We start from the raw sequence: 24643 nt of genomic DNA on the forward strand, positions 1-24643 counted from the left end.
GGGCCTGCCGGTCCGCGTCGGACCGATCGTCCCGCTCAGACCTGCGTGGGGACGTCCGCGACAGCGTCGGCTGCGAGCCGGATGAGCTCCTCGCCCGCCAGCACGCCCTGGGCGGCCGTGACGACGACGTTCGGTGCCGTCCAGCCGACCGCGTGCAACTCGCCGTGGGCCGGTCGGATCGCGACGTCCGCCCAGGCGAGCATCTCGCGGTCGAGGAGCGAGTCCCCGGCAGCGACGGTCCGCGTCGCCCCGGTCCGCTCGGCGACGGCCGCCAGGGCACGCTCCTTCCGGATCGGCGCCGGGACCGCGTAGAGCTTCCGGCCCTGCACCGACACCCGCCAGCCGAGCCCGGCGAGCTCCGCGGCGAACGACTCGACCGCCTCATCCGGCAGTTCGGACCGCTCGACGATGGCGTACACGAACAGGTCCTCGGCGCGCCGCGTGCGGAGGACCGCCCCGGTCGGCAGACCGGTCGCGAGCCGCGCCTCGACCTCGGGCAGCGGAGCCGACGTCGCGGCCATCTCGCTGCGGAGCGTCTCGGTCCACGCCCGGTCCGGCTCGCCGTCGTGCAGGACGACCGCGCCGTTCGTGGTCACGGCCCACCCGACCGTGGGCAGCGGCAGGCGGATCCGCCGGTACTGCGCCACCGTCCGGGTGGTCACCGGCACGACGACCGCGGCCGCCGCGAGGTCCGCCAGGGCGCGCTCCGCCGTGCGGGTCATGAAGGACAGCGGCACGCCCTGGTACACCTCGGTGACGACGAGGGAGGGCGCCGCCTCGTCCGGACCGTCGAGCATGAGCGCGGCGGACGAGTAGACGACGGTGCGGTCGAGGTCGAACCCGACGAGGGCGGTCACGCGTCGCCTCCGGTCGCCTCGGCCGCCGCCGGCCCGGTCACGCGGCTGCCGAGCGGGTGGATGAGTCCGACGCAGCTGTAGGACAGGTCGGGCCGGGTGACGACCGGGACGCCGCGCTCGCGGGCGAGGGCGACGACGTGCGCGATGTCGACCTCGTCGGGGTCGCGGACGAGGACCTGCCACGGCACCCGTCGGAGCAGGACACGGGTGGTCTCGCCGACGCCCGGCTTGACGAGGTGCAGGTCCGCGATGCCGTACTCGGCGCCGATGGCCTCGACGGTCCGCATGCCACGCCAGTCGGCGGCACGGCTCGCCGGCCCGGTGTCCGCGGCGACCGCGGCGTCCACCCGATCGCGGACCGCCGGGAAGCGGGCGGTGATCGCGGCGACGAAGGACCGGGAGCGGTCGCGCCCGGCGAGCCCGCGGTACTGCTTCGCGCCGTGCAGGGTCCCCTCCGGCGTCCACACCCGGTTGAAGACGGTGCGGGACACCAGCCCGGAGACCGTCGAGTTCAGGCAGGCCGAGGGCACGAGGTAGTCGTCCCGGGTCCCGTGCAGCGGGGTGCACCCGGCGGGGTCGGCCAGGACGGCCAGCTCGTCGCCGAACCGCAGGCCGTCGGACGCGGCGAACCGGTCGAGCGCGTCCGTGAGTTCGCGCGTGATGGCACCCTTCCCCGTCCAGCCGTCCACGAAGACGACCTGGGTCGGGTCGTGGTGCGCGGCGAGCCAGCGGAGCGCTGTCTCGTCGATGCCGACCCCGCGGACGATGCTCGCCGTGTAGTGCTGGAGGCGCAGCCCGCGCTGCTCGGCGGCCCATCGGCGCATGAGGATCCCGACCGGTGTCCCGGCGCGCGCGAGGGACACGAGCACGGCGCGGGGGCGGTCGCGGAGCACGAGGTCGGTGACGATGCCGACCGCTTCGGCGATGCGCTCGGCCGAGCGGTCGAGCGCGTCGCGGTACAACGCCTCGTAGGCCTCGGTGGGCACGTACTCGACGGGCAGCGACTCGGCGTAGTTCGCGCCCTCGAGCTGGATCGCGCGCTCCCGGTCCGCGGTGTCCGCCTCGAGCGCCGCGTCGGCCAGGTCCTGCAGCAGCCAGGTGACGTCGTCTGGCTCGTAGGAGCCGAAGGACGGTCCCGTGAGCGGACGGGGCGACGCGCCGGGCCGGCCCGCGCGGACGGCGGCGTCCTCGAGGGTGCTCGTGACGAGCACCACGCGGGGGGTCACGGCGGCGAGGGCCGCGAGCAGGCCGTCCGGGCCCACCAGCCGGGCCGGATCGGTGCCGGGCTCCGGGAGCACGACGACCGCGTCGAAGCCGCGGACGTTGTACGCGAAGCGGTCGCCGGGGCCGTCGACGGTGTCGTCGTGTGAGCGGTGCCGGATGCCGGACCGGATCGGCCACGCCGGGTCGTCGAGGACGGCGACGGGGGAGCGGGTGCTCGTGGAGGACAGGACGCCGGCCCCGGTCCGCCGGCGGAGGGCGTCGGCCACCGCGAGCGGGGTCGCCATGTGCTCCTCGGTGCCGAGCACGAGGACCCGGCCGGGCACGTCGCCGAGCACGGTCGCGACGTCCGCGGCGGTGCCCTCGACGTCGGTGCGCGGGGTGCGGACACGGGCTGCCGGCGTGCCGGTCCGGTCGACGGCGGTCGGCGCGCCGGGCACCACGGTGACCCTCTCGGGACGGGAGGCGCGTGCCGGCGCCGGGACGGGCCTCCCGTCCGCGGTCAGGTCGGCCTCCGACGTGCCCTGCCTGTCCGCACCGGACGCACCGGACGCACCGGACCAGCCGGACGCATCGGACCAGTCGGACGCACCGGACCAGTCGGACGCACCGGACCGGTCGGACGGGGCGGGCCGGTCGGACGGGGCGGGCGCGGTCAGCGGGGCGGCCAGGGTCGCGACGACGTCCGCGGCGGTCGTGGGGAGGTCCGCCGGGAGCGTCACGTGTCCGCGCCCGAGCGCGACGACGGCGACGGGGGCGCCGAGTTCGACGGCGAGGGCCTCGGTCGCCGCGACGTCGGCGTCGGAGCGGAGGTCGACGAGTGCCGCGACCACCCACTGCCGCTGCGGCGCGAGTGCGTGCAGGGCCCGGATCGTGGCGCGGGCCGTGGCCCCCGTGCTGAGTTCGTCGTCGACGAGGACGACCGTGCCGTCGGTCGGCAACCAGTCGTCGTGCGCCGGGAGGAGCCGGTGCGCGGTCGCGTGCGAGTGCGCCTCGTCGAAGCCCGCGGCGGCGGACACACCGGGGAGCTCGTGCCGGGTGGAGTGCAGGGTCGCCGCACCGAGCGACTCGGCGACCATCGCGCCGAGGGCGGTCGCGGTCTCCGCGAAACCGAGGACCAGGGCGTCCGGGAGGGTCGGACGCGACGCGGCGAGGTCCGTCCGCAGCGTCGTCGCCACCCGGTGGAGCGCGTCGTGCGCTCCGGCGTCGACGGCCGCGGCCTGCGTGTCGAGCACCCCGCGGAGACGCTCCGCCGCGGCACCGTCGAAGCGCGCGCCACCGTCGAGCACGTCGGCGACGCGTGCGCCGAGCGCCTCGCCGGCCAGGAGCGCGACCGCCGGCACCGTGGGGACGTGCTTCGCGAGCACGGTCGACACGAGCAGGTGTGCCCGCTTCGGGTTGCGGCGGAGCGCGAGCCGCACGAGCGACGACAGCGGGACGGTCGCCTCGCCCGCCGTCATCGGGTCGTCGACGAGCACGACACCGAGGTCGGCGGGGGTCGGCATCGTGGTCGTGGTCACGGGAGGCTCCGCTCGAGCAGGTCGACGGTGGTCACGTCCGGTGCGGTCACGCCGAACGCGCGGGCACGCAGCATGGTGCGCTCGGCCCAGGCCTGGTGCGGCTTCATCTCGTTCATCTTGTTGCCGTACTTCGACGCAGCGACCCCGCCCGTGGCGTTCGCGAGCACGTCCGACGCGTCCGAGAACTCCTCGTCGCTCACCACGGACATCGCGTGCACGAGCGGGACGTGGCGCGGGTGGATGACGGTCTTGCCGGTGAGGCCGTTCGCCCGGTCGAGGGTGACCTCGCGGAGGAGCCCGTCGAACCCCTCGAGGAGCAGCTGCCGACGGAGCGCCAGGTCCCCGGCCTCCTGGAACGGCGACGCCCGGAGCTGGGTGCGGAACACGCGGTCGGAGTCCGGGTAGTGCTCCCACACCGGACCGGCGACGACGAACCCGTCGCGGGCACGGCCGAGGACGTTCACCACGTCGCCGATCACCGACGCGAGGACCTGCACGTCGTAGACGGTCAGGTGCGATGGGCGCCGGAGCCCGTACACGCTGGACAGGTCGGTGGCGCCGATGCGCACCGCGAGCACGTCCCGGCGTCGTGCGAGCAGCAGGTCGTGCACGGCGGCCAGGGCATCGGTCCGGGACTCGCGGTGCATGATCGCCGGGGACTCCAGGATCGGCATGACGAGCAGCCGACGAGCGGACCCGCGGTCGACGTTCGCCGCGTCGAGCACGTCGAACCAGCGGGCACCGGCCCCGTCACCGTTCTCGAACTTCGGCAGGACGACACCGCTGAGCACGTCGAGGGCCCGGTCACCGAGACGGTCGACGAGGCGGGCGAGGTGGTCGGGCGTCCGGACGCGGAGGAACAGCTGCGGCAACGTGGCTGGGTCGGCGTCCTCGGTCAGGGCGCGCAGTGCTGCTTCGACGTTCGCCTCGGCACGCGGCAGGTCGTCGTCCCCGACGGAGTCCTCGAGGCACAGCACGATCGAGCCGGCACCGAGCTCGGTCTGCCTGCGGACGTCGCGGACGAGGTCGGGGCGGATCCCCGGCGTGTACAGCGTCGCTCCGAGGGCCACCGCGCGGAGGTCCTGGTCGCTGTCCCGGGTGACGTCCTCGGGCGGGCGGAGGAACAGCTGTTCCTGGTCGGGGATGGCGGCGAAGTGGCGCACGGGTCAGACTCCGACTGTCGGGGCGGACAGGACGAACCCGAACGCGGCGAAGACGTCCCCGTCGTGGGACGCCCTGGGGAACGGCTCGGCGCGGAGCTCGAGTTCACCGTCGATGACGGAGAGCGCCAGGACCACGGTCGTGTCGGCGTCGCCGGGGTCGACGGCGAGGGTCGTGCCGTCGTGGAGTGCCACGACGAGGCGCTCCTGGCCCCGACCCATCACGAGGGCACGGCGGAGCGCGCGGACGTGCCGCAGGGCGACGAGCACGTCGCGGCCGTCGTAGCCGACGAGCGGACGGTTGCCCCTCGTCTGCACGGCGCGACCTGCGGTGGCGCCGTCGACGGTCATCGCGCCGACCACCCGGTCGTCGGACTCCCAGGCCACGCTCGTCGACCCGGTGACGCGCAGCGCGCCCACGGCGGACCGGCGACGGTCGATGCGGGCGACCGGCTCGTCAGGACCGAGGACGCGGACGTCACGGGGGTCCGGTGCCGGGAAGGGACGGACTCGTGAGGCGCGCTCGGCCAGGCGACGCGCGACGCGTTCCGAGGTGGTCGCGTCGGTCGCTAGGGAGCGCGTGTGGCCGGTCGACGCGCCGGGCCCTGCGGTCGCGGGGCGGGGTGTCGCCGCGCGGGTCGCCGCCGGGTCGGCCGACGACGGCCCGGCCGTCGCGGAGGCCGGAGCCGGTCGCGCCCCGCCCGAGGACGTCGGCGACGGTCGGCCGAAGGACAGGCTCAGTCCGGAGCCGGAGCCGGAGCCGGAGCCGGAGCCGGAGCCGGAGCCGGAGCCGGAGCCGAGGGGCGGCCCGCTCGGCGCCGGGGACGTGTGCGGAGGCGCGACGGCCGGCCGCCCGGCCTGTGCGCCAGTGGCCGGGCTGCCGGGTCCGGCGGACGGGGCCGGGGTGCCGTGTCCGGCAGACGTGGCCGACACGGCGGCGCCGGGACGGGCCTCCTGGCCGGTCGGGGTGGGACGGACGCGACGGCGGAGGAACGGGTGCCCCGTCGTCATCGCGCGCGGCCGATGCCGTGGTCGGTGCGCAGCCCCGTCAGGCCGGTCGTGTAGCCCTGCCCGACGGCGCGGAACTTCCACTCCGACCGGTGCCGGTACAGCTCGCCGAGGATGACCGCGTCGATCATGTGGTTGCGCTCGGACGGCAGCGGGAAGACGACGAGCTCTCGCCCGTCCGGAGCACACACGCGGACGGACATCGAGCGGACCGAGCCGAGGTCCTTCGGCGACCGCGGGTCGGGGTCCAGGTAGACCGCGAACACGATCTTGTCGACGGTGTCCGGTACCGACGCGAGGTCGACGTCGATCTCCTCCTGGTCGGACTCGTCCAGGTACCGCACGGAGGCGTCCGCGTTCTCGAGCTGGTTGAAGAACACCAGGTCGTCGTCCGAGAGCACCTTCCCGTCCGGCCCGCACACGATGGCGACCGGGACGAGCTCGGCGGACGGACCGCGGCTCGCGATCTGGTCCCACGAGATGCCGACGACCACGGCCGTGAGCCCGGGGTTCTCCGCGGTGACGGCCGCGTTCGCTCCCGGGACGAGCCGACCGGTCACGAGTCCGCTCCGCGGAGACGCAGACCCTCGTCGCCGTCGCCGAGGCGGTCCCGCAGGAAGCGGCCGTGCGAGGAGAGCTCGGCGATGGCCCCGCTCCTGATCTGTTCGTGCATGTCCTCCACCGTCTCCGCGACGACGTCGAGTTGGCCGGCGAGGGTCGCCGTGGCGGTGCTGTCCGGAGTGCGGTCCGACGGGGGCAGGGACCGGTACGTCCGGACGGGCGTGGGCAGGTAGTCGTCGACGATCGCCTGGAACAGGTAGCGCTGCTCGGTTGACGCACCGCGCGCGATCACGGTCCCGGCGGCCTCGCGGAGGAGGTCCTCGACGTGCCGCACCCGCGAGGAGACGACCGTGGGGAGCTCGGCACCCGCCGCGCGGACGAAGGCCCGGAGGTCGTCGAGACCGGCCGCGGCGGTCGCGTCGTCGGCGGCTCCGCCACCGCCGCGGACGTCGATGCGCGCCGCCGCGGCAGCCGCGGCAGACGCGGGCGTCTCGGCGTCCGGGGCGGTGACACGGCGGTCCTGGTCGTCGTCGCGGCCGAACAGTGCGCGGAATCGATCACGCACGGGCGTCGACCGCGGTCGTCATCGTGTGACCGATCGCTGGTCGTCCTCACCCTGACGGGCACGCTCCAGGTACGGCTTCGCACGCTGGATGCCCGACTCGAGCGCCGAGACGGTCGACGACATGTTCTGCGCGGCCTGCGAGCGGAACGAGTCGATCGCGTCCATCGTCTGGAACACGTTGTCGAACGCCTTTTGCAGCGTCTCGACGCTCACACCGGAGTTCGTCGCCTGCTCGTGGATCCGCGTGGTCTGGTCACGGAGCATCTCGCTCGTCTGCAGGATCATCGCGTTCGTGGTGTTGTTCACCGCGTCGATCTGGTCGAGGACCATCTTCTGGTTCGCCAGGGCCTGCGCCACGACGACGGCCGTGCGGAGCGCCGCGATGGTCGTGGTGCGGGCGCGCTCGACGCCCTTGATGAGCTCCGTGTTGTTCTTCCGCACGAGGTCCATCGCCAGGTACCCCTGCACGGAGACGGCGAGCTGCGTCAGGATGTCCTGGTGCCGCTGGCGCACGGGGAACAGCACGTCCGACTCGAGCTTCTGCGCCTCCTCCACCCGACCGCCGTTGCGGAGGGTCTCGATCTTCGACACGGTGGCCGCGTCGAGCGCCTTCGCGAACACGGCGTACTCGCTCAGCTGCTGCATGGTCTCCCACAGCTGGACCTTCTCGTCCGCGAGCGTCGCGTTGTCCTTCCGGAGCTCGTCCTGCCCCGCCATGAGCGACTTGATGATCTTGTCGAGCTGGGTCTGCGCCGACTCGTAGCGCTGGAAGTACTTCGCCAGCTTGTTGCCGCCGGGGATCATGCCGAGGATCTTCCGGCCCGTGCTGAGGTCGGCCTGGTTCGGTGTGAGGTCCTCCACCGTGGAGCGGAGGTCCCCGAGGGTCGCCGCGACCTTCACCTGGGCGCCGTCGCCGGTGCGCTTGGCACCCGCCACCGACGACTGCGACCGCTCGAGCATCCGGGACGAGAAGCCGCCCGACCGCGCGATCTCCGAGCTCGCGATGGCGTTGATGCCGTCCACCTTCTCGGTGAACGCCGGCGACCGGGGGTCGAGGCCGGCGACCTCGTCCACGAACTCGCGGGCCTGCGCCGCGATCTGCGCCTGCCGACCGGCGTCCACCGGCACCATCCCGGGGGCGTCGTCCGGCTCGACCACCTCGGCGGCGTCGGCAGCGCGGAGGACGAGTGCGTCCTGGGACGGGTCGGTGGGCTCCGGCGGAGCGAGCGGTCCGGGCATCGGTGGTCTCCTGTGACGTGGTGGGTGCGGGTGCTGCTGGGCGTTGGTCGGGTCAGCTGAGGTTGACGCCGAAGTCGGTCGCCACGCCGGCGAGGCCGGACTGGTAGCCCTGGCCGACCGCGCGGAACTTCCACTCGGGACCGTTGCGGTAGATCTCCGAGAAGATCATCGCGGTCTCGGGGGCGGCGTCCTCGGACAGGTCGAAGCGCACGATCTCGGTGCCGTCCTGGTCGAGCACGCGGGAGTACGCGCTGCGCACCTGCCCGAAGTTCTGCCGACGGGCTTCGCCCTGGTCGATCGAGACCACGACGACGACACGGTCGACGTCGGCCGGCAGGCTCTGCAGGTCGATCGCGATCTGCTCGTCGTCGCCGTCGCCCTGACCGGTGCGGTTGTCGCCCTTGTGCTCGACGGACCCGTCGGCGCTGCGGGGCTGGTTGTAGAAGATGAAGTCGGCGTCCGAGCGCACCTTGCCGTCGGCGCCGACGAGCAGTGCCGAGGCGTCGAGGTCGAAGGCCTCCCCGGCGGTCGTGCGCGGGTCCCAGCCGAGGCCGACGGTGGCCACGGTGAGCCCGGGGCTCGTCTTCGTGAGGGAGAGGTTGCCGCCCTTGCTGAGGGAGAGTCCGGCCATGATCGGTCCTTTCGGGTTGGGGGAGTGTGTCAGTCGAGCACGACGCCGTAGTCGGTCGCGACACCGCGGAGTCCGGTGGCGTAGCCCTGACCGACGGCGCGGAACTTCCACTCGCCGTCGTACCGGTAGATCTCGGCGAAGATCATGCCGGTCTCCGATGCCGCGTCCTCGGTGAGGTCGAAGCGGACGACCTCGTTGCCGGTCTCGTCGTTGACGACCCGGCAGAACGCACCGCGGACCTGACCGAAGTTCTGGTGCCGGGCGTCGGCCTGGTCGATCGTGACGACGATGACCACGCGGACGACGTCGGCCGCGACGAGGTCGAGGTCGATGAGGATCTGTTCGTCGTCCCCGTCGCCGTCACCGGTGCGGTTGTCGCCCTGGTGCACGACGGAGCCGTCCACCGACTGCAGCTGGTTGTAGAAGATGAAGTCGTCGTTCGACCGCACCTTGCCGGACGCGCCGACCAACAGGGCCGAAGCGTCGAGGTCGAACTGCTCCCCGGCGGTGGTGCGCGGGTCCCAACCGAGACCGATCATCGCCCGACGCAGGCCCGGGTCGGTCTTGGTCAGCGAGAGGTTGTTGCCCTTCGAGAGCGAGAGGGTCGCCATCGGTCGTCCTTCCGTCAGTGCGCTGCTACCGGTGCACGGTCGCGGGTCAGAGTGCAGCCGCTGCCGGACCGACGAGGTCCTGCACGGTGCGGCCGTCCGCCCGCTCACCGATGGCGGTGAAGCTCCATCCTGCTCCCGTCCGCGACACCTTCGCCATGACCATGGCAGTGTGCTGCCCGGAGTCGGTGAGCTGGTAGCGCGCGACCTCGGGCGCGCCGGCCGTCGAGTCGTCGACCACCCGGCAGAAGGCGTTCTGCACGTTGTCGAACGTCTGGCGGCTGTAGCTGCTGATGACGAAGACGATCTGCTGGACGGCGCCGTGCACCGCGCTGAGGTCGATGCGGATGACCTCGTCGTCGCCGTCGCCGTCACCGGTCAGGTTGTCGCCGGTGTGCTGCGCCGAGCCGTCCTTGCTCCGGAGCTGGTTGAACCAGACGTAGTCCACCGGCTGGCCGTCAGCCCCGAAGAAGACCGCGGAGGCGTCGAGGTCGACCTCGGCCGCCTTGCGGCCGAACAGCCCGCGCTTCGTCGTGACGGCGTCCCACCCGAGTCCGAGCCGGACGCGGGTGAGTGCACTCCCGTCGTTCTTCGTGAGCGAGAGCGCTTGGCCCTTCTGGAGGCTGAGACCCATGGCGGTGAACCCTTCGTCGTGGTTGCGGTGGTGCGGTCTGTCCCGGTGTCAGGACGCGACGGTGACGTGCTGGTCGGCGGGCTGGTGCTCGCCGGACTTGTGCTTGTTGCGCACCACCGAGGAGATGAACGCGGCGATGATGAAGACGACGCCGATGAGGCCGGTGACGACCTCGTTCACCTCGGTGGTGATGGTGACGAGCAGGATCGCCGCGAGCGCACCGATCGCCCAGTGCGCACCGTGGTCGAGGTACTCGAACTCGTCCAGCGTGCCCTGTCGGACCAGGAAGACGGTGAGAGAGCGGACGAACAGGGCACCGATGAGGCCGAGGCCGAGCGCGATGATGATCGGGTCGGCCGTGATCGCGAAGGCTCCGATGACGCCGTCGAACGAGAACGACGCGTCGATGACCTCGAGGTACAGGAACAGCAGGAACGCGGCCTTGCCCGCGACGGTGCCGATCTTGCGCTTGCCGCTGATCCGGTTCGCCTCGGCCACCATCTCGCCGGTGGTCTCGAAGGAGTTGCCGTCGTCTTCCGGGTCGTCGACGTCGAACAACCCGCCCAGGCCGGTCACGAGGAAGTAGGTGACGAGGCCGGCGATCCCGGACACGAGGACGATCGCCTGGTGGTCGCCGGCGGTGGTCCCCGCGACCGCGAGGACGGCGAGGGCCACGATGACGTTGACCATCGGGAGCTTGCCGATGAACAGCAGCGGCGCCTCGAGCCACTTGAGCCACAGGATCTCGCGCTCCTCGAACATGAAGTCGAGGAAGATCATCAGCAGGAACATGCCGCCGAAGGCCGCGATCTGCGGGTGTGCCTCGTGCAGCAGGTACGCGTACGTACCGGGCTCGTCGATCGGGCCCTTCTCCAGCGCGAGCTGGACGGCCTCGACCGGGTTGAGCGACGCCGTGACGCCGACGATGAGGAGCGGGAAGAGCACGCGCATGCCGAACACGGCGATGATGATGCCCACGGTCAGGAACATCTTCTGCCAGAACGGGTTCATCCGCTCGAGGATGCGGGCGTTGACGACCGCGTTGTCGAAGCTGAGGCTGATCTCGAGCACGCCGAGGATCGCGGTGATGATGACCGCGCTCCACCCGCCGTACACGAGCGCCACGGCCAGGGCGATCACGGTGATGGCCAGGGACCACCCGAAGGTCTTCAGGAACACGTGCGCGGATCTCCCCATGGTGCGTCGTGAGGGGACGGCACGGTCGAGCACGCCCCGTTCGGAATGCTACATGCCCGGGGCAGAGTGGCGGCGGGGCCAGCGGCCGTCGGCGGTGAACGTCGGGTCCCGCTTCGCCCGCATGTACTCCTGGAACGAGGTCGCCTGCTCCGAGCACCAGACGACCTGCTTGCGGTGGAGCTCCTCCGCGCTGATCGCGAGGTCGTCGGGGTACTTCGCGGCGATCGCCTGCGCCACCCGTCCGGCCGCGATGGCGTCCGCACCGGCGTCGTGGGCGTCGTCGAGTCGGACGCCGTAGCACGCCGAGGCGGCCTCGAGCGTGCGCTTGCCCTTGCGGTAGGTGTCGAGGGCCTTGTCCATCACGAGCGGATCGACGACGTTCCCGATCACGGGCGAGGCGATGCCGTGCCGCTTGGCCTCCCGGTCGAGGACGGTGAGGTCGTAGGGGGCGTTGTAGATGACCAGGGGGATCCCGCGGGCGAACACGGCCTCGACCGCGGCGACGATCTCGGCCACGACCTCTCCGGCGGGGCGGCCTTCGGCGCGGGCGCGCTCGGTCGTGATGCCGTGCACCGCGGACGCCTGCTCCGGGATCGCCACACCGGGGTCGGCGAGCCACGCACCCTCGACGATGGAGCGACCCGTCATGTCGATGAGCCCGACGTGCGCGGTGACGATGCGTGCGGTCTCGACGTCGATGCCGGTCGTCTCGAGGTCGAAGACACCGAGCGCGTGCCACCAGGGTCGGGTCGTCAGGTCCTGCGGGGGCCGGGTCGACGGGTCGACGGCGGCAGCGGGGGAGGTCACGCGGCCAGGCTAGCCAACCGCACCGACACGACCGGACCGCACGTGCCGCGGCCTTCCCTAGACTGGCGCCGATGCAACCGCCCGTCCTGTCCCCGTACCAGTCGCTCCTGGCGGCGACGCCCGTCGTGCACCGTGCGGTCCAGGTCGACGGCCGGACGACGCACTACTGGGAGTACGGACCGGCAGTGGACGCGGCGGGCGGATCCCCTCCGGCGACCGTGCTCGCCGTGCACGGCTTCCGCGGGGACCACCACGGCCTCGAGTCCGTCGCGGCCCAGCTCGTGGCCGGTCACCCGACGGGCGTGCGCGTCGTCGTGCCCGACCTGCCCGGCTTCGGCGCCTCCGACCCGCTGCCGACGGCGGACCTCCACGCCTACGTCGACTGGCTCGACGGCTTCCGGGCCGCGCTCGGGCTCGACCGTGACACCGTCGTCCTCGGGCACTCGTTCGGCTCGATCGTCGTCGCCGCCGCGGTCGCCGCCGGCCTCGACACCCGCCTGCTCGTCCTCGTCAACCCGATCGCCGCGCCGGCCCTGCAGGGTCCCCGAGCGATCGGCACCGCCGTCGCGATCGCGTACTACCGCCTCGGTGCCCGGCTGCCACGCGCGCTCGGCCTCGCGTTGCTCCGCAACCGCGGCATCGTCCGGGCGATGAGCATCGCCATGCTGAAGTCCACCGACCCGACGGTCCGACGCTGGGTGCACGACCAGCACGACCGCTACTTCTCCGCGTTCGCGAACCGGACCAGCGTCCTCGAGGCGTTCCGCACGTCCGTCACCTCCGACGTCTCGCAGTTCGCCGACCGGATCCCGGTCCCGGTGCTCATGGTCGCCGCCGAACGCGACGACATCACGGCCGTGCCGGAGCAGCGCGCCCTCGCGTCGCGTCTCCGCGACGCCGAGCTCGTCGTCGTGCCGGGCGTCGGTCACCTCGTGCACTACGAGACGCCGGAGGCGGCCGCGTCGGCGGTCCTGCGCAGGATGCAGGAGCCCACCCCCGGCGCGCCGGGCCGAGGGAAGCGACGGAGCGTCCCGCGACGGGCACCCGCCCCCGAGGGCTCGTCGGGCCGTACCGCGGGTCGTCCCCCGCGCACGGGTGGGGAGCCGTCGTGACGCGCCTGCGCATCGGCATCGACTGCCGCTACGTCCGGATCGGTCGCCACGACGGCATCAGCCGGTTCACGGCGGGCGTCGTCGCGCACCTGCCGGACCGACACGACCACGTCCTGCTCGTGTCCGACGAACGCCAGCTCGCGTCGCTCCCCGCGGGGCTGCCCTGGGAGCGCATCCCGGCACCGACCGAGCCGGGCGAGCCCCTCGTCGCCCGGCACGTGAACCGGCTCGGCCTCGACGCCGTCTTCTCGCCCATGCAGACGATGGGGTCACGCGGTCGGCGGTACGCGCTCGTCCTCACCCTGCACGACCTCATCTACTACCGGAACCGCACGCCGCCGCGGGAGTTCGCCTGGCCGTTGCGGCTCGGTTGGCGCGCGTTCCACCTGGCCTGGTGGCCGCAGCGCCTCCTGCTGAACGGCGCCGACGGCGTGGTGACGGTCTCCGAGACCACCGCGGGGCTCATCGCCGAGCACCGCCTCACGCGTCGTCCGGTGACCGTCGCGGTCAACGCGGCCGACCCGGTCACACGGCGACCAGAGGGCGGCGCGCGCGAGAAGTCGCTCGTGTACATGGGCTCGTTCATGCCGTACAAGAACGTCGAGACGCTCGCCGCGGCGCTGCCCCTGCTCGGACCGGACTGGACGCTGCACTGCATGTCCCGCGTGACCGCGGCCGACCGTGCGCGGTTGCAGCGGCTCGCCCCGACCGGCGCGCTCGTCTTCCACGACGGTGCGTCCGACGACGAGTACCTCGCCGTGCTCCGCTCCGCCACGGCGCTCGCGAGCGCCTCCCTCGACGAGGGGTTCGGCATCCCGCTCGTCGAGGCGATGGGTGTGGGGACGCCGGTCGTGGTCAGCGACATCCCGATCTTCCGGGAGATCGGCGGCGACGCGGCCGAGTACTTCGACCCGTCGTCACCGTCGGCCGTCGCGGCCGCCGTCCGCCGTCTGGAGGCCCGCTGGGACGCCGCCTCGTCGGCCTCCGTCGTGCAGGCGGCACGGTTCCGCTGGCAGGACTCCGCCGAGCGCGTCACGCAGGCGGTCGAGCGGGCCGTTGCCGACCGGGCGGCAGGCCGCCGGAGCTGAGGCACCGGCCGGACCGCGGTCGGGTGGCTCGTCGCTCACGGGCGACGCGTCGACCAGGGTGGCTCGCCGGTCCGCGTGCTCGTCGGCGCGGGTGCTCGTCGGCGCGGGTGCTCGTCGGTCCGGGAGCTCGTCGGTCCGGGAGCTCGTCGGTCCGGGAGCTCGTCGGTCCGCGTGCTCGCCGGTCCGCGTGCTCGTCGGTCAGGGGCGCCGCGTCTGGACCTGGACGCCGGGGAACACGTCGGCGCCGAGTGCCTCGGCTGCGGCGGCCACGGCGGCGAACCCCGCGCCCTCGCCGTGCGTCGTGACGACCGCCCGTTGCGCGCCGGCGTCGTCCGAGCGAGCGCCGGAGTCGTCCGCGAACCCGCAGGTGACGGCGTCCACACCGCCGATCGCGTCGAGGCGGTCCGCGAGTGCGAGTCGCCGCTGGCTCGTCTCGGGGGAGTCCGACACCCCGACCTGGACGGTGCCGAGGTCCAGGGTCACCCAGATGCGGACGCCGGAGCCGGAGGAGTCAGCGGACGCGGTGCTCACCGCGGTCACGAGCGCTCGTCGGTCGGCGGCGGGGAGGTCGGGTTCGGCGTGCACCACCGCGGTGACGTCGTAGCCCGCGAACGAGGTCTTCTCGGTGCGGGGTGCGTCCACGGTCGCGACGCCGGGCAGCGCGGCGGCAGCGGTCGCGAAGCGGCGGCCGTCGGCGTCCGGCTGCGGGAAGACCCCGCCCACCCCGTGCTGGACCTGGCTCAGGATGACACCGAGCACCAGGACGAGGACCGCTGCCACCACGGCGACGCCGAGGAGCACGAGCGTCCCGGCCCGGAGTCGCTCGGCACCGGTCCGGGTCCGTACGGATGCCGTGTCGGGACCGAACGCGGCGTCGAGGTCGTCGCCGTCGTCCCACGGGTCGCGCCGGAATGCGTCGCGCTCCCGGGAGCGGTCGTCGGTGTGTCGTCCGCCTGCGTTCACTGCCTCACCTCGCAGCGGCGGTCCGGTCGTCGGGTCGCCGTGCACCGGAGGGTAGTCCGCCCGGGCCGGGCGCGCCCCTGGGGAGGCGGTGTCAGCCTCGGCGTTCGAGCGGGTTCTGGTACTCGAAGGCGTACCGGCCGGGAGCGTCCGAGAGGTCGTCGATCGGGTCGTCGGAGCGCACGAGTTCGGCACGGAAGCGGTCCGGGTCCCACCGGAAGGTGTGCACCGACCCGTTGCGGATCGGGACCGTCGACCGCTCGACCGTGCCCGGGGCCGCGGCGTCGACCACGGTCCGGATCACCGCGCCATGGGTCGCGACGACTACCGCGCCGGCGTCGTACCGCACCGCGATCTCGGCGAGGGTCTCGGTCACGCGGTCGAGGAGCGCGGCGCGGGACTCCCGCCCGGGGACGGCGTCGTGCGGCCAGCGTTCGGCGATCTCGACGTGGGTGAGGCCCTCGGCCTCGCCGTAGGAGCGTTCCCTGAGGCCGTCGTGGCTGGTCGGAGCGGGCAGTCCGAGGTGGTCGGCGATGATCGTCCCCGTCTCCAGGGCCCGCGACAGGGGGGACGACACGACGGCGTCGAAGGACCGACGCGCCAGCAGGACGGCGGTCTCGGCGGCCTGCCGTCGCCCGGTGTCGTTGAGGGGCACGTCCGTGGACCCCTGGATGCGCCGTTGCCGGTTCCAGTCGGTCTCGCCGTGTCGGACCAGGCAGAGGAGGGTCGTCACCGGTCGATCATCGCAGACGAGGTGAGTCGGGCCGCGAGCGCGACGAGCGTCTCGGTCGTGCCGGCGTCGAGCTTCACCGCGGCACGACGGTCGCTCCGGGTGGTACCCCGGTTGACGATGACGACCGGGCGCTTCCGCCGGGTGGCGTGGTCGAGGAGCCGCACTCCGGAGTTCACGGTGAGCGAGGACCCGACGACGAGGAGCGCGTCGGCCTCGGCGACGAGCGACACGGCCTCGCGGAACTTCTCGGCGGGCACGAACTCCCCGAAGAAGACCACGTCGGGCTTGAGCACGCCGCCGCACACCGTGCAGTCCGGCACCCGGAAGCGCTCGACGTCGGTGATCTCGACGTCGCCGTCCGGCTGCAGCTGGACGGTGCCGGGTTCGTCGATCCAGGGGTTGTCGCGGTCGAGCACCGCGGCGAGGTCCGCGCGGGAGAACACCTGCCCGCACGTCAGGCACACCGCGCGGTCCATCGAGCCGTGGACCTCGACGACGCGGCGCGAGCCGGCCCGCAGGTGCAGGCCGTCGACGTTCTGCGTCACGATGCCGCTCACCACACCGGCCTGCTCGAGCGCGGCGAGCGCACGGTGTCCGTCGTTCGGTCGTGCCGCGGCGAAGGTCCGCCATCCCAGGTGCGACCCGGCCCAGTAGCGCTGCCGCTTGGCGGGGTCTGCGAGGAACTCCTGGAAGGTCATCGGCTTGCGCACCACGCGACCCGCCCCGCGGTAGTCGGGGATCCCGGAGTCGGTGCTGACCCCGGCGCCGGTGAGCACCGCGATCCGCTTGCCCTCCAGCACCGCGACGGCCTGTTCGAACTCCGCGGCGGAGCCTCCGGCCGCAGCCTGTCGGTCGGTCGTGGGCACGCCCGTCGCCGGACCGTCCGTCGCAGTGCCGTCGCTCGTCGCCATCGTGTCCACGGTACCCTCAACCGCCGACCGTCCCCGGGCCTTCCCCGGGCCGCCGCCTTCGGCCCGGGACCCGCGCTGTCGGGCCCCCGGACCGACCCGACCACCGACCTCCCGACCGGAACGAGCACCGTGCACCCCGTCCGCATCGACTCCCTCGACGACCCGCGCCTCGACGACTACGCCCGGCTGACCGACGTCGCCCTCCGACGGGTCACCGAGCCCGAGGGCGGTCTGTACATCGCCGAGTCGAACACCGTCATCGAGCGCGCGGTCCGGGCGGGACACGTGCCGCGGAGCGTGCTCGTGCAGGAGAAGTGGCTCGACAGCGTCCTGCCGCTCGTCGCCGGACACGACGGCCCGGTGTTCGTCGGGTCCGACGCGCTCCTCGAGGAGCTGACCGGTTTCCGGATGCACCGCGGAGCGATCGCCGCGATGCACCGCCCCGTGCTGCCCACCGTGGCCGAGGTCGTCCGCGACGCGCGCCTCGTGGTCGTCCTCGAGGACGTCGTCGACCACACGAACGTCGGGGCGGTGTTCCGCAGCGTCGCCGGGCTCGGTGCCGACGCGGTGCTCGTCAGTCCGCGGTGCGCCGACCCCCTGTACCGGCGGAGCGTCCGGGTGAGCATGGGCACGGTGCTGCAGGTGCCGTGGACGCGCATCGGCGAGTGGCCGGCCGCGGGCGAGGACCTCCGCGCCCAGGGCTTCCACGTGGCAGCGATGGCGCTCACCGACCGCTCGGTCGACCTGGAGGCGTTCGTCGCGGACGTCCCCGAGCGCGTCGCGCTCGTGATGGGCACGGAGGGGCAGGGTCTGACCCCGGCAGCGGTCGCCGCCGCCGACACGACGGTCCGCATCCCGATGCACCACGGGGTGGACTCGCTGAACGTGGCGGCGGCGAGCGCCGTCGGCCTCTGGGCGGTCGCCCACGCGCAGCGCGCCCGCTGACCGGCACGGCCGCCGGTCGGTCCGGTCGGACGACGGGAGGCCCGTCCCGGCTCCGCGTCCACGGGTGCCGGTCCCAGCGACGCGCCCCGGGCCTCCAGTACCATCCGGTCTCGTGCCGAACGTCGTCCGCCGCCCCCGCTCCGCGCTCCGGAGGCCCGCGACGGTCGCCGTGGTCGCGGTCCTCCTGCTGGTCGTCGCGTTCCTGGCCGCGGCCGCGCTCGTCCCGTTCGCCCCGGCGACCGCGAGCACCGCGACCTACCGGGCGCCGACGGCGACAGCGCCGGAACTGCGGTTCCCCGGCTACGGTGCCACGGCGGTCGAGGCCGAGGGGTTCCCGGAGAGCCTGACCACCAGCGGTGACCGGCAGCAGCGGTCGATCGCGAGCATCTCGAAGATCGTGACGGCGCTCGTCGTGCTCGAGCGGAAGCCCCTGCCCGTCGGCGAGCAGGGACCGTCGGTGCGGTTCACGCCGGCGATGGAGGCCCTCTACGCCGAGTACGCGGCACAGAACGGGGAGGTCGCGCCGCTGCCGTCCGACAAGCGGATGTCCGAGTACCGGGTGCTGCAGGTGACGCTCATGGAGTCGGCGAACAACTACGCCGGGTCCCTGGCGCTCTGGGCGTTCGGCTCGATGGACGCCTACCGCACCGCAGCCGCCGCGTGGCTGAACGACCACGGCCTGGACGACACGACGATCGTGGAACCGACCGGCCTCGATCCGCGGAACCGGTCGACGGCGACCGACCTGGTGGACCTCGGGCAGCTCGCGCTCGCGGAGCCGGTGGTCGAGGAGGTCGTCGGCACGGCGTCGGTGACCATCCCGGGGCTCGGCGAGATCGAGAACTCGAACAAGCTGCTCGGCATGGACGGCGTCGAGGGGATCAAGACGGGCACGCTCGACGAGGCCGGCGCGTGTCTGCTCTTCGCGGCGACCTACGAGCGCGGCGGCCGGCCGGTGACGGTCGTCGGCGCGATGCTCGGCGGCGTCGACCACGAGTCCCTCGACGCCGACGTCCGGCGGTTGCTGCACTCGGTCGCGGACGGCTTCCACGTGGTGACCCTGACGAACGAAGGGCAGACGTTCGGCACCTACACGGCGCCGTGGCAGGACGAGGTCGACGCGACCGCGGGTCGGGCGGCGTCGGTCCTGGTGTGGGGGAGCACGACCGTGCGCGCGGAGACGACGCTCGAGCCGGTGACGCTCGGCACGGCCGGGGAACGGGTCGGACGGGTCCGCTTCACCGTCGAGCACCACGACCCCGTGACGGTGCCGCTCGAGCTCGACGGGGCGATCGAGGACCCGGGCGTCTGGTGGCGGTGGGCGAACCCGTTCCGTGGGGTGGAGCTCGATCCGGCCGCGCTGACGGGCTAGCGCGCGACCGTCGGCAGTGCGGCGTCGACCGGACCTCAGCCGCGACGCTCGACCGGCTGCAGCGTGCGCCGCTTCGCCGTCACGCCGTCGCCGGAGGACGTCCCGCGGACGCGGCGCACGACCCACGGGACGAGGTACTCCTTCGCCCAGCCCAGGTCCTCGACCCGCGCCTCCCGCCACGGACGGGCCGCGAGCGGCTCCGGCGCGGACGTCTCGAGCGTGTGCGGGACCCCGAGCGTGTCGAGCACGGCGGCCGCGACGGTCGCGTGTCCGAGCGGTGAGTGGTGCAGCCGGTCCGGCGCCCACATCCGCGGGTCCCGGAGGACCCGGAGCGCCCAGAGGTCCGCCACCAGGGCGCCGTGCTTCAGGGCGATCGCATGCAGGTGCTCGTTGTAGACGGCCGTCTTCCCGCGCACCATGCCGAGCACCGGGGTCATCCCGACGTCCGGTCCGGTGAAGAGCACGACCGTGGCGCCGTCGCGTCGGAGGCGCTCGACCATCCGGTCGTACCGTTCCGCGAGCTCGTCCGGGTCGGACCCGGGGCGGATGACGTCGTTCCCGCCAGCGGAGACGGTGACGAGGTCCGGCCCGAGGGCGAGGGCTGCCTCGACCTGTCCGTCCACGATCTGCCGCAGCAGTCGCCCGCGGACCGCGAGGTTGGCGTACGTGAAGTCGGCGTCGGTGCCGTCCGCGAGCGTCTCCGCCACGCGGTCTGCCCATCCGCGGTGCCCACCGACCGACGCCGGGTCCGGGTCACCGATCCCCTCCGTGAAGGAGTCCCCGATCGCGACGTACTTGGTGAAGGGATGACGGTCTGACACGCCTCGCGACCGTACTCTCGTCCCATGACCCCGTCCACTCCGCTCGAGCAGCGTCCATGGGCCGTCCCCGAGGAGCTCCTCGCCCGCATCGCCGCACGTGCTCCCGGGTACGACGCGGACAACGCCTTCTGCGCCGAGGACCTCGACGAACTCCGTCGGACCGGCTACCTCCGGATCGGCGTACCGGTCCGGGACGGAGGCTCGGGGCTGGGTCTCCGGGCGACCGCAGCCGTCCAGCGGACACTCGCCGAGGCGGCGCCGGCCACGGCCCTCGGCCTCGGGATGCACCAGGTGTGGGTGCAGGCGGCCCGTACCGTGGCAGCCCGGGGCGGGTCCTTCCTCCAGACCGTCACCGACGCCGCCGCGGCGGACCGGCTGCTCGCGTTCGGCGTGAGCGAGCCCGGGAACGACGCCGTCCTGTTCGACTCGCGCACCGAGGCCGAGCCCGACGGCTCCGGCGGCTACCGCTTCACCGGGACGAAGGTCTCGACGTCCCTGGCGCCGGCGTGGGACGTGCTGAGCGTGTTCGGCAAGGACACCTCGGGAACCGAACCGCGGCTCGTGCACGGTTTCGCCCTGCGCAGCGACGGCGGCGTCCGGCACCTCGACGACTGGGACACCCTCGGGATGCGGGCCACGCAGAGCCGGACGACGGTGCTCGAGGGACTCCACGTCCCCGCGGACCGGATCGTCCGCGTCCTGCCCGTCGGGCCCGTCGCCGACCCGCTCGTGTTCGGGGTGTTCGCCGCGTTCGAGCTGCTCGTCGCCTCGGTGTACGTCGGCATCGCCTCGCGCGCCGTGACGCTGGCGGTCGAGCGGACCGCCGGGCGCACCGCGATGGACGGCACGACCCGCTCCGCCGACCCGGACGTCCGTCGTGCCGTGGCCGCGATGCGGAGCGCCACCGACGCCGTGCACCTGCAGGTGGACGCGCTCGCGCGGGACGTCGACGACCTGGTGGACTCCGACCGGTGGTCCCCGCTCCTCGTGGGCACGAAGGCCCGTGCGGTGGACACGGCGCAGCACGTCGTGGACGAGGCCATGCGGGTCGTCGGCGGGTCGGCCTTCCGGTCGACCGACGAACTCGCGCGCCTGGCCCGGGACGTCCGCGCCGGTCAGTACCACCCGTCGACGCGGGACTCGGCGATGCGCACGATCGCGCTGGCCGAGTTCGGGCCGCTCCCGTCGTGACGCCCGTGTCGGCGGCCCGTGCGACCATGACCCGGTGAGCAAGCAGGACGGACGCAACCGGGTCGTCTCCGACACGCCCGTCGACGACCGCACCGCGACGGTCCTGCACGTCGACATGGACGCCTTCTTCGCCTCCGTCGAACTGCTCGACCGCCCGGACCTCGTCGGTCTGCCGGTCATCGTCGGTCACGACTCGGACCGTTCCGTCGTGACGGCCGCCACGTACGAGGCCCGCAAGTACGGGGTCAACTCCGCGATGCCGATGGCGATCGCGAAACGCCGGTGCCCGGCCGCGGTCATCGTCGAACCGCACTTCGAGAAGTACAGCGCCCGGTCCGCACAGGTCATGCGTGTCTTCGACCGCTTCACCCCGCGCGTCGAACGGCTCGGCATCGACGAGGCGTTCCTCGACGTCGCGGGTGCGCTCCGCCTCTACGGCACGCCGTGGCAGATCGGCGCCGAGATCCGCCGCACCGTGTTCGCCGAGACCGGTCTGCACTGCTCGGTGGGGGCCGCATCGACGAAGTTCGTCGCGAAGCTCGCCTCGAGCCGCGCCAAGCCGGACGGGCTGCTCGTCGTCCCGCACGCCGACACCGTCGCCTTCCTGCACCCGCAGCCGGTCTCGGCCCTGTGGGGTGTCGGCGGCAAGACGCAGGAGACCCTCGAGCGCCGGGGGATCCACACCGTGCGGGACCTCGCGACGACCCCGCTGCCGTCGCTGGTCGCGCTGCTCGGCCCGTCGGGCGGGCAGCGCCTGCACGACCTGTCGTGGGGGCGGGACCCCCGCAGCGTGGAGTCCGGCGTCGGCGAGAAGTCGATCGGGCACGAGGTCACGTTCGGTCGCGACCTCACCGAGCGGGACGACGTCGCGCGGGAGCTCCTCCGGCTCGCCGAGAAGGTCGCCGTCCGACTCCGGCGTGCCGAGGTCCAGGCCCGCACCGTCGCGCTCAAGGTGCGGTACACGGACTTCACGACGCTCACCCGGTCCCGCACGCTCGCCGAGCCGAGCGACGTCGCCAAGCGGATCCACCGGGAAGCCGTCGAGCTGTACGACGTCCTGCACCGCCCCGGCAACCGGATCCGGCTCATCGGTGTGCGCGGCGAGAACCTCGTGCCGGCGGCCGCGAGCAACGCACTCTGGGACGACGACGCGCCGTGGCGGGACACGGAGACGACCGTCGACGCGGTCACCGCGCGCTTCGGCGCCGGCGTCCTCCGCCCGGCGTCGCTCGTCCGTGGCGCCGGCGGTGGCTCCGGCCCCACCGCGCCGCGAGCCCCGCACGCCCGGCAGGACTGAGACGTGGCGGGGGACCGCGTGCCGGTACACTCGGGTGGAGTGAGCGCAGCGGAGAACATCGAGCACCAGGAACCCGCCGAACTCCCGATCGACGGGCCGTCCGACGACCACCGACCGACCGCACCGGCCGCCATCGCCGAGGTCGCGGGCAACGCGGCGGCCGAGCACCTCTCGCCCGCCTTCCCCGAGCGGGCCGCGTGGGGGACCGCCTCGAAACTCCGCGCCTGGCAGGTCGAAGCGCTCACGAAGTACTTCGAGAAGGAGCCGCGCGACTTCCTCGCCGCCGCGACCCCCGGCGCCGGCAAGACCACCTTCGCGCTGCGGCTGGCGACCGAGCTCCTCGCCCGCGGGACCGTCGACCGCCTGGTCGTCGTCGCCCCCACCGAGCACCTCAAGCGGCAGTGGGCGGACGCCGCGGACCGCGTGAACATCCGGCTCGACCCGATGTTCAAGAACGGCGACGGCATGTTCGGCCGGCACTACCAGGGCGTCGCGATCACCTACGCGCAGGTCGGCATGAACCCCGAGGTGCACGAGCGCATCACCGCTGGCGGCAGGACGCTCGTGATCCTCGACGAGGTGCACCACGGCGGTGACGCCCTGACCTGGGGCGACGGCATCCGGCAGGCGTTCACCAAGGCCACCCGGCGCCTGTCGCTGTCCGGCACGCCGTTCCGCTCGGACACCGCGCCGATCCCGTTCGTCCAGTACGCCCCCGACGAGCAGGGCATCCGCACCTCGATCTCGGACTACAACTACGGGTACGGCCGGGCACTCAAGGACGGCGTCGTCCGCCCGGTGCTGTTCATGGCCTACGCCGGACAGATGCGGTGGAAGACCCGGATGGGCGACGAGATGGCCGCCTCGCTCGGTGACCCCGTCACGAAGGACATCACCGCGCAGGCGTGGCGCACCGCGCTGTCCCCGGAGGGCGAGTGGATGCCCGCCGTGCTCTCCGCGGCGGACAAGCGCCTCACCGAGGTCCGCCGCGGTGTGCCCGACGCCGGCGGACTGGTCATCGCGACCGACACCACGACGGCCCGCGCGTACGCCAGGATCCTGCAGCGCATCACGGGGGAGCGGCCGACCGTGGTCCTGTCCGACGAGGCCGCGGGGTCGAGCCGGATCCAGTCCTTCGCCGAGGACACCTCGCGGTGGATGGTCGCCGTCCGCATGGTGTCCGAGGGCGTCGACGTGCCGCGGCTCTGCGTCGGCGTCTACGCCACGAGCGCGAGCACGCCGCTGTTCTTCGCGCAGGTCATCGGTCGGTTCGTGCGCGCCCGGCGTCGTGGTGAGACCGCGTCGGTGTTCCTGCCGAGCGTCCCCGGCCTGATGGCGCTGGCCGCCAGTCTCGAGCTGGAGCGCGACCACGCCCTCGACCGTCCGAAGGACGCCGAGGACGGCATGTACAACCCGGAAGACGCCATGGTGGCCGAGGCGAACAAGGAGGACCGGGCCTCCGAGAGCCTGCTCGACGTCCAGCCGTTCGAGGCGCTCGACTCGCAGGCGTCGTTCGACCGGGTCCTCTACGACGGCGGTGAGTTCGGCACCGGCGGCGAGGTCGGGTCGCTCGAGGAGCTCGACTTCATCGGCATCCCGGGTCTGCTCGAACCCGACCAGGTGCGGGACCTCCTCCGCGCGCGGCAGGCGACCCAGGCCAAGCGGTCCAAGGGGCGCGTCCCGAAGGACGGCATGCCGAAGGCGCCCGAGCCGGTGGACCGGCCGATGTACATGACGATCAAGGAGCAGCGCTCGGAACTCCAGCGCCTCGTCTCGATCTGGTCGCGCCACGCGAACGAACCGCACGGAGCGATCCACGCCGAACTCCGCCGGATCAGCGGCGGACCGGCCGTCGCGCAGGCGAGCATCGAGCAGATCCAGAAGCGGATCGACATCCTCCGTTCCCGCATCGGCGGTCGACGGTGACGCACTCGTGATCGAGCCCGTCGACGACGACCGCACGTGGTACGTCAAGCGCGACGCGGACTCCTCACCCGAGGCGATCATCGACCGCTTCGGCGGGGGCTACCGGCTCCGGCGGTTCTCCCTGCACGAATCCCGACGCACGCAGTACGGCGTGTACACCGGCCGCGAGATCGCCGAGACCGCGTGGTGGCGCCTCCGCGACGGTCGCGGCTGACCCCCGCACGGACGGCGGACGATGCAGATCGTGGTCCGGATCGGGAACGGATCGGCCGCACAGGT

At 73.1% G+C, this 24643-nt stretch carries 24 protein-coding genes; 8 read left to right on the plus strand and 16 right to left on the minus strand.

Annotated features, from left to right (window positions below):
• Nucleotides 1–35: 35 nt before the first annotated feature.
• The 12 genes from DEI91_RS08080 to DEI91_RS08140 form a co-directional block, all read right to left on the minus strand.
• Nucleotides 36–857, minus strand: coding sequence for an HAD family hydrolase (locus DEI91_RS08080; protein ID WP_111051803.1), 822 nt, complete (start codon nt 855–857; stop codon nt 36–38).
• On the minus strand, nt 854–3598 hold the full coding sequence (locus DEI91_RS16235; RefSeq protein ID WP_111051804.1) for a phosphoribosyltransferase domain-containing protein: 2745 nt from the start codon (nt 3596–3598) through the stop codon (nt 854–856). The genes DEI91_RS08080 and DEI91_RS16235 overlap by 4 nt, the downstream gene beginning before the upstream one ends.
• Nucleotides 3595–4761 (minus strand): HpcH/HpaI aldolase/citrate lyase family protein, encoded by a 1167-nt coding sequence (locus DEI91_RS08090; protein WP_111051805.1) that lies wholly within the window; start codon nt 4759–4761, stop codon nt 3595–3597. The genes DEI91_RS16235 and DEI91_RS08090 overlap by 4 nt, the downstream gene beginning before the upstream one ends.
• Nucleotides 4762–4764: 3 nt before the next feature.
• The gene (locus DEI91_RS08095) at nt 4765–5178 is read right to left on the minus strand and encodes a hypothetical protein (protein WP_111051806.1); all 414 of its coding nucleotides are present in this window, start codon (nt 5176–5178) and stop codon (nt 4765–4767) included.
• Between the two features lie 587 nt (nt 5179–5765).
• Nucleotides 5766–6326 carry a TerD family protein gene (locus DEI91_RS08105; protein ID WP_111051807.1) on the minus strand — a complete coding sequence of 187 codons (561 nt, stop codon included), beginning with the start codon at nt 6324–6326 and terminating at the stop codon, nt 5766–5768.
• Nucleotides 6323–6892 (minus strand): hypothetical protein, encoded by a 570-nt coding sequence (locus DEI91_RS16240; RefSeq protein ID WP_111051808.1) that lies wholly within the window; start codon nt 6890–6892, stop codon nt 6323–6325. The genes DEI91_RS08105 and DEI91_RS16240 overlap by 4 nt, the downstream gene beginning before the upstream one ends.
• An 18-nt stretch (nt 6893–6910) precedes the next feature.
• Complete coding sequence (locus DEI91_RS08115) at nt 6911–8131, minus strand: toxic anion resistance protein (RefSeq protein WP_111051809.1); 1221 nt, start codon at nt 8129–8131, stop codon at nt 6911–6913.
• Nucleotides 8132–8183: 52 nt separating this feature from the next.
• Nucleotides 8184–8762, minus strand: a complete 579-nt coding sequence (locus tag DEI91_RS08120) for a TerD family protein (protein WP_111051810.1) — start codon at nt 8760–8762, stop codon at nt 8184–8186.
• Between the two features lie 29 nt (nt 8763–8791).
• Complete coding sequence (locus tag DEI91_RS08125; RefSeq protein ID WP_111051811.1) at nt 8792–9373, minus strand: TerD family protein; 582 nt, start codon at nt 9371–9373, stop codon at nt 8792–8794.
• A 46-nt stretch (nt 9374–9419) separates the two neighbouring features.
• Nucleotides 9420–10004, minus strand: coding sequence for a TerD family protein (locus tag DEI91_RS08130; RefSeq protein WP_111051812.1), 585 nt, complete (start codon nt 10002–10004; stop codon nt 9420–9422).
• Nucleotides 10005–10052: 48 nt separating this feature from the next.
• Nucleotides 10053–11201 (minus strand): DUF475 domain-containing protein, encoded by a 1149-nt coding sequence (locus DEI91_RS08135; protein WP_258374350.1) that lies wholly within the window; start codon nt 11199–11201, stop codon nt 10053–10055.
• Between the two features lie 48 nt (nt 11202–11249).
• Entirely contained in the window at nt 11250–12008 is a 759-nt protein-coding gene (locus DEI91_RS08140) for a 3'-5' exonuclease (protein ID WP_375537676.1), read from the minus strand.
• Between the two features lie 71 nt (nt 12009–12079).
• On the opposite strand from DEI91_RS08140, the gene DEI91_RS08145 reads away from it, so the two are divergent.
• Together DEI91_RS08145 and DEI91_RS08150 are read left to right on the plus strand one after the other, a co-directional pair.
• Nucleotides 12080–13120: an alpha/beta fold hydrolase gene (locus DEI91_RS08145; RefSeq protein ID WP_111051814.1), complete on the plus strand. Its 1041-nt coding sequence runs from the start codon at nt 12080–12082 to the stop codon at nt 13118–13120.
• Between the two features lie 5 nt (nt 13121–13125).
• Nucleotides 13126–14208: a glycosyltransferase family 1 protein gene (locus DEI91_RS08150; RefSeq protein WP_111051920.1), complete on the plus strand. Its 1083-nt coding sequence runs from the start codon at nt 13126–13128 to the stop codon at nt 14206–14208.
• Between the two features lie 198 nt (nt 14209–14406).
• On the opposite strand, the gene DEI91_RS08155 is transcribed toward DEI91_RS08150, so the two are convergent.
• The 3 genes from DEI91_RS08155 to DEI91_RS08165 all read right to left on the minus strand — a co-directional run bounded on the left by DEI91_RS08155 (nt 14407) and on the right by DEI91_RS08165 (nt 16812).
• Entirely contained in the window at nt 14407–15171 is a 765-nt protein-coding gene (locus tag DEI91_RS08155) for a hypothetical protein (protein ID WP_146244234.1), read from the minus strand.
• A 91-nt stretch (nt 15172–15262) separates the two neighbouring features.
• Nucleotides 15263–15901 carry a histidine phosphatase family protein gene (locus tag DEI91_RS08160; RefSeq protein ID WP_111051816.1) on the minus strand — a complete coding sequence of 213 codons (639 nt, stop codon included), beginning with the start codon at nt 15899–15901 and terminating at the stop codon, nt 15263–15265.
• Nucleotides 15898–16812: an NAD-dependent protein deacetylase gene (locus DEI91_RS08165; RefSeq protein ID WP_111051921.1), complete on the minus strand. Its 915-nt coding sequence runs from the start codon at nt 16810–16812 to the stop codon at nt 15898–15900. Before DEI91_RS08165 ends, DEI91_RS08160 begins: the two co-directional genes overlap by 4 nt.
• Before the next feature lie 129 nt (nt 16813–16941).
• Between DEI91_RS08165 and DEI91_RS08170 the strand changes: the two genes are divergently transcribed.
• Both DEI91_RS08170 and DEI91_RS08175 read left to right on the plus strand, forming a co-directional pair.
• Nucleotides 16942–17757, plus strand: coding sequence for an RNA methyltransferase (locus tag DEI91_RS08170; RefSeq protein WP_111051817.1), 816 nt, complete (start codon nt 16942–16944; stop codon nt 17755–17757).
• 112 nt (nt 17758–17869) lie between these two features.
• Nucleotides 17870–19129, plus strand: coding sequence for a D-alanyl-D-alanine carboxypeptidase family protein (locus DEI91_RS08175; RefSeq protein ID WP_181439532.1), 1260 nt, complete (start codon nt 17870–17872; stop codon nt 19127–19129).
• A gap of 35 nt (nt 19130–19164) precedes the next feature.
• Here the strand turns inward: DEI91_RS08175 and DEI91_RS08180 are convergent, their stop codons facing one another.
• On the minus strand, nt 19165–19950 hold the full coding sequence (locus DEI91_RS08180; protein WP_111051819.1) for an SGNH/GDSL hydrolase family protein: 786 nt from the start codon (nt 19948–19950) through the stop codon (nt 19165–19167).
• Between the two features lie 24 nt (nt 19951–19974).
• Here DEI91_RS08180 and DEI91_RS08185 point away from each other — a divergent pair, with 24 nt between their 5' ends.
• The 4 genes from DEI91_RS08185 (at nt 19975) to DEI91_RS08200 (ending at nt 24578) form a co-directional block, all read left to right on the plus strand.
• Nucleotides 19975–21141, plus strand: coding sequence for an acyl-CoA dehydrogenase family protein (locus DEI91_RS08185; protein WP_111051820.1), 1167 nt, complete (start codon nt 19975–19977; stop codon nt 21139–21141).
• Between the two features lie 34 nt (nt 21142–21175).
• A complete protein-coding gene (gene dinB / locus DEI91_RS08190) occupies nt 21176–22438 on the plus strand; it encodes a DNA polymerase IV (protein WP_111051821.1) in 1263 nt (420 codons plus the stop codon).
• Nucleotides 22439–22525: 87 nt separating this feature from the next.
• Entirely contained in the window at nt 22526–24364 is a 1839-nt protein-coding gene (locus DEI91_RS08195) for a DEAD/DEAH box helicase (protein ID WP_375537677.1), read from the plus strand.
• Nucleotides 24365–24371: 7 nt separating this feature from the next.
• The gene (locus DEI91_RS08200; RefSeq protein WP_111051822.1) at nt 24372–24578 is read left to right on the plus strand and encodes a hypothetical protein; all 207 of its coding nucleotides are present in this window, start codon (nt 24372–24374) and stop codon (nt 24576–24578) included.
• The last annotated feature ends 65 nt before the right edge of the window (nt 24579–24643 follow it).

This window comes from Curtobacterium sp. MCBD17_032, from assembly GCF_003234855.1.
Lineage (GTDB): Bacteria > Actinomycetota > Actinomycetes > Actinomycetales > Microbacteriaceae > Curtobacterium.

What these genes read in the sequence shown, in the direction of transcription:
- DEI91_RS08145 (WP_111051814.1), top strand. Translation starts at nt 12,080, where the DNA reads ATGCAACCGCCCGTCCTGTCCCCGTACCAGTCGCTCCTGGCGGCGACG.
- DEI91_RS08115 (WP_111051809.1), bottom strand. Translation starts at nt 8,131, where the DNA reads ATGCCCGGACCGCTCGCTCCGCCGGAGCCCACCGACCCGTCCCAGGAC.
- DEI91_RS08125 (WP_111051811.1), bottom strand. Translation starts at nt 9,373, where the DNA reads ATGGCGACCCTCTCGCTCTCGAAGGGCAACAACCTCTCGCTGACCAAG.
- DEI91_RS08165 (WP_111051921.1), bottom strand. Translation starts at nt 16,812, where the DNA reads ATGGCGACGAGCGACGGCACTGCGACGGACGGTCCGGCGACGGGCGTG.
- DEI91_RS08135 (WP_258374350.1), bottom strand. Translation starts at nt 11,201, where the DNA reads ATGGGGAGATCCGCGCACGTGTTCCTGAAGACCTTCGGGTGGTCCCTG.
- DEI91_RS08130 (WP_111051812.1), bottom strand. Translation starts at nt 10,004, where the DNA reads ATGGGTCTCAGCCTCCAGAAGGGCCAAGCGCTCTCGCTCACGAAGAAC.
- DEI91_RS08120 (WP_111051810.1), bottom strand. Translation starts at nt 8,762, where the DNA reads ATGGCCGGACTCTCCCTCAGCAAGGGCGGCAACCTCTCCCTCACGAAG.
- DEI91_RS08185 (WP_111051820.1), top strand. Translation starts at nt 19,975, where the DNA reads ATGACCCCGTCCACTCCGCTCGAGCAGCGTCCATGGGCCGTCCCCGAG.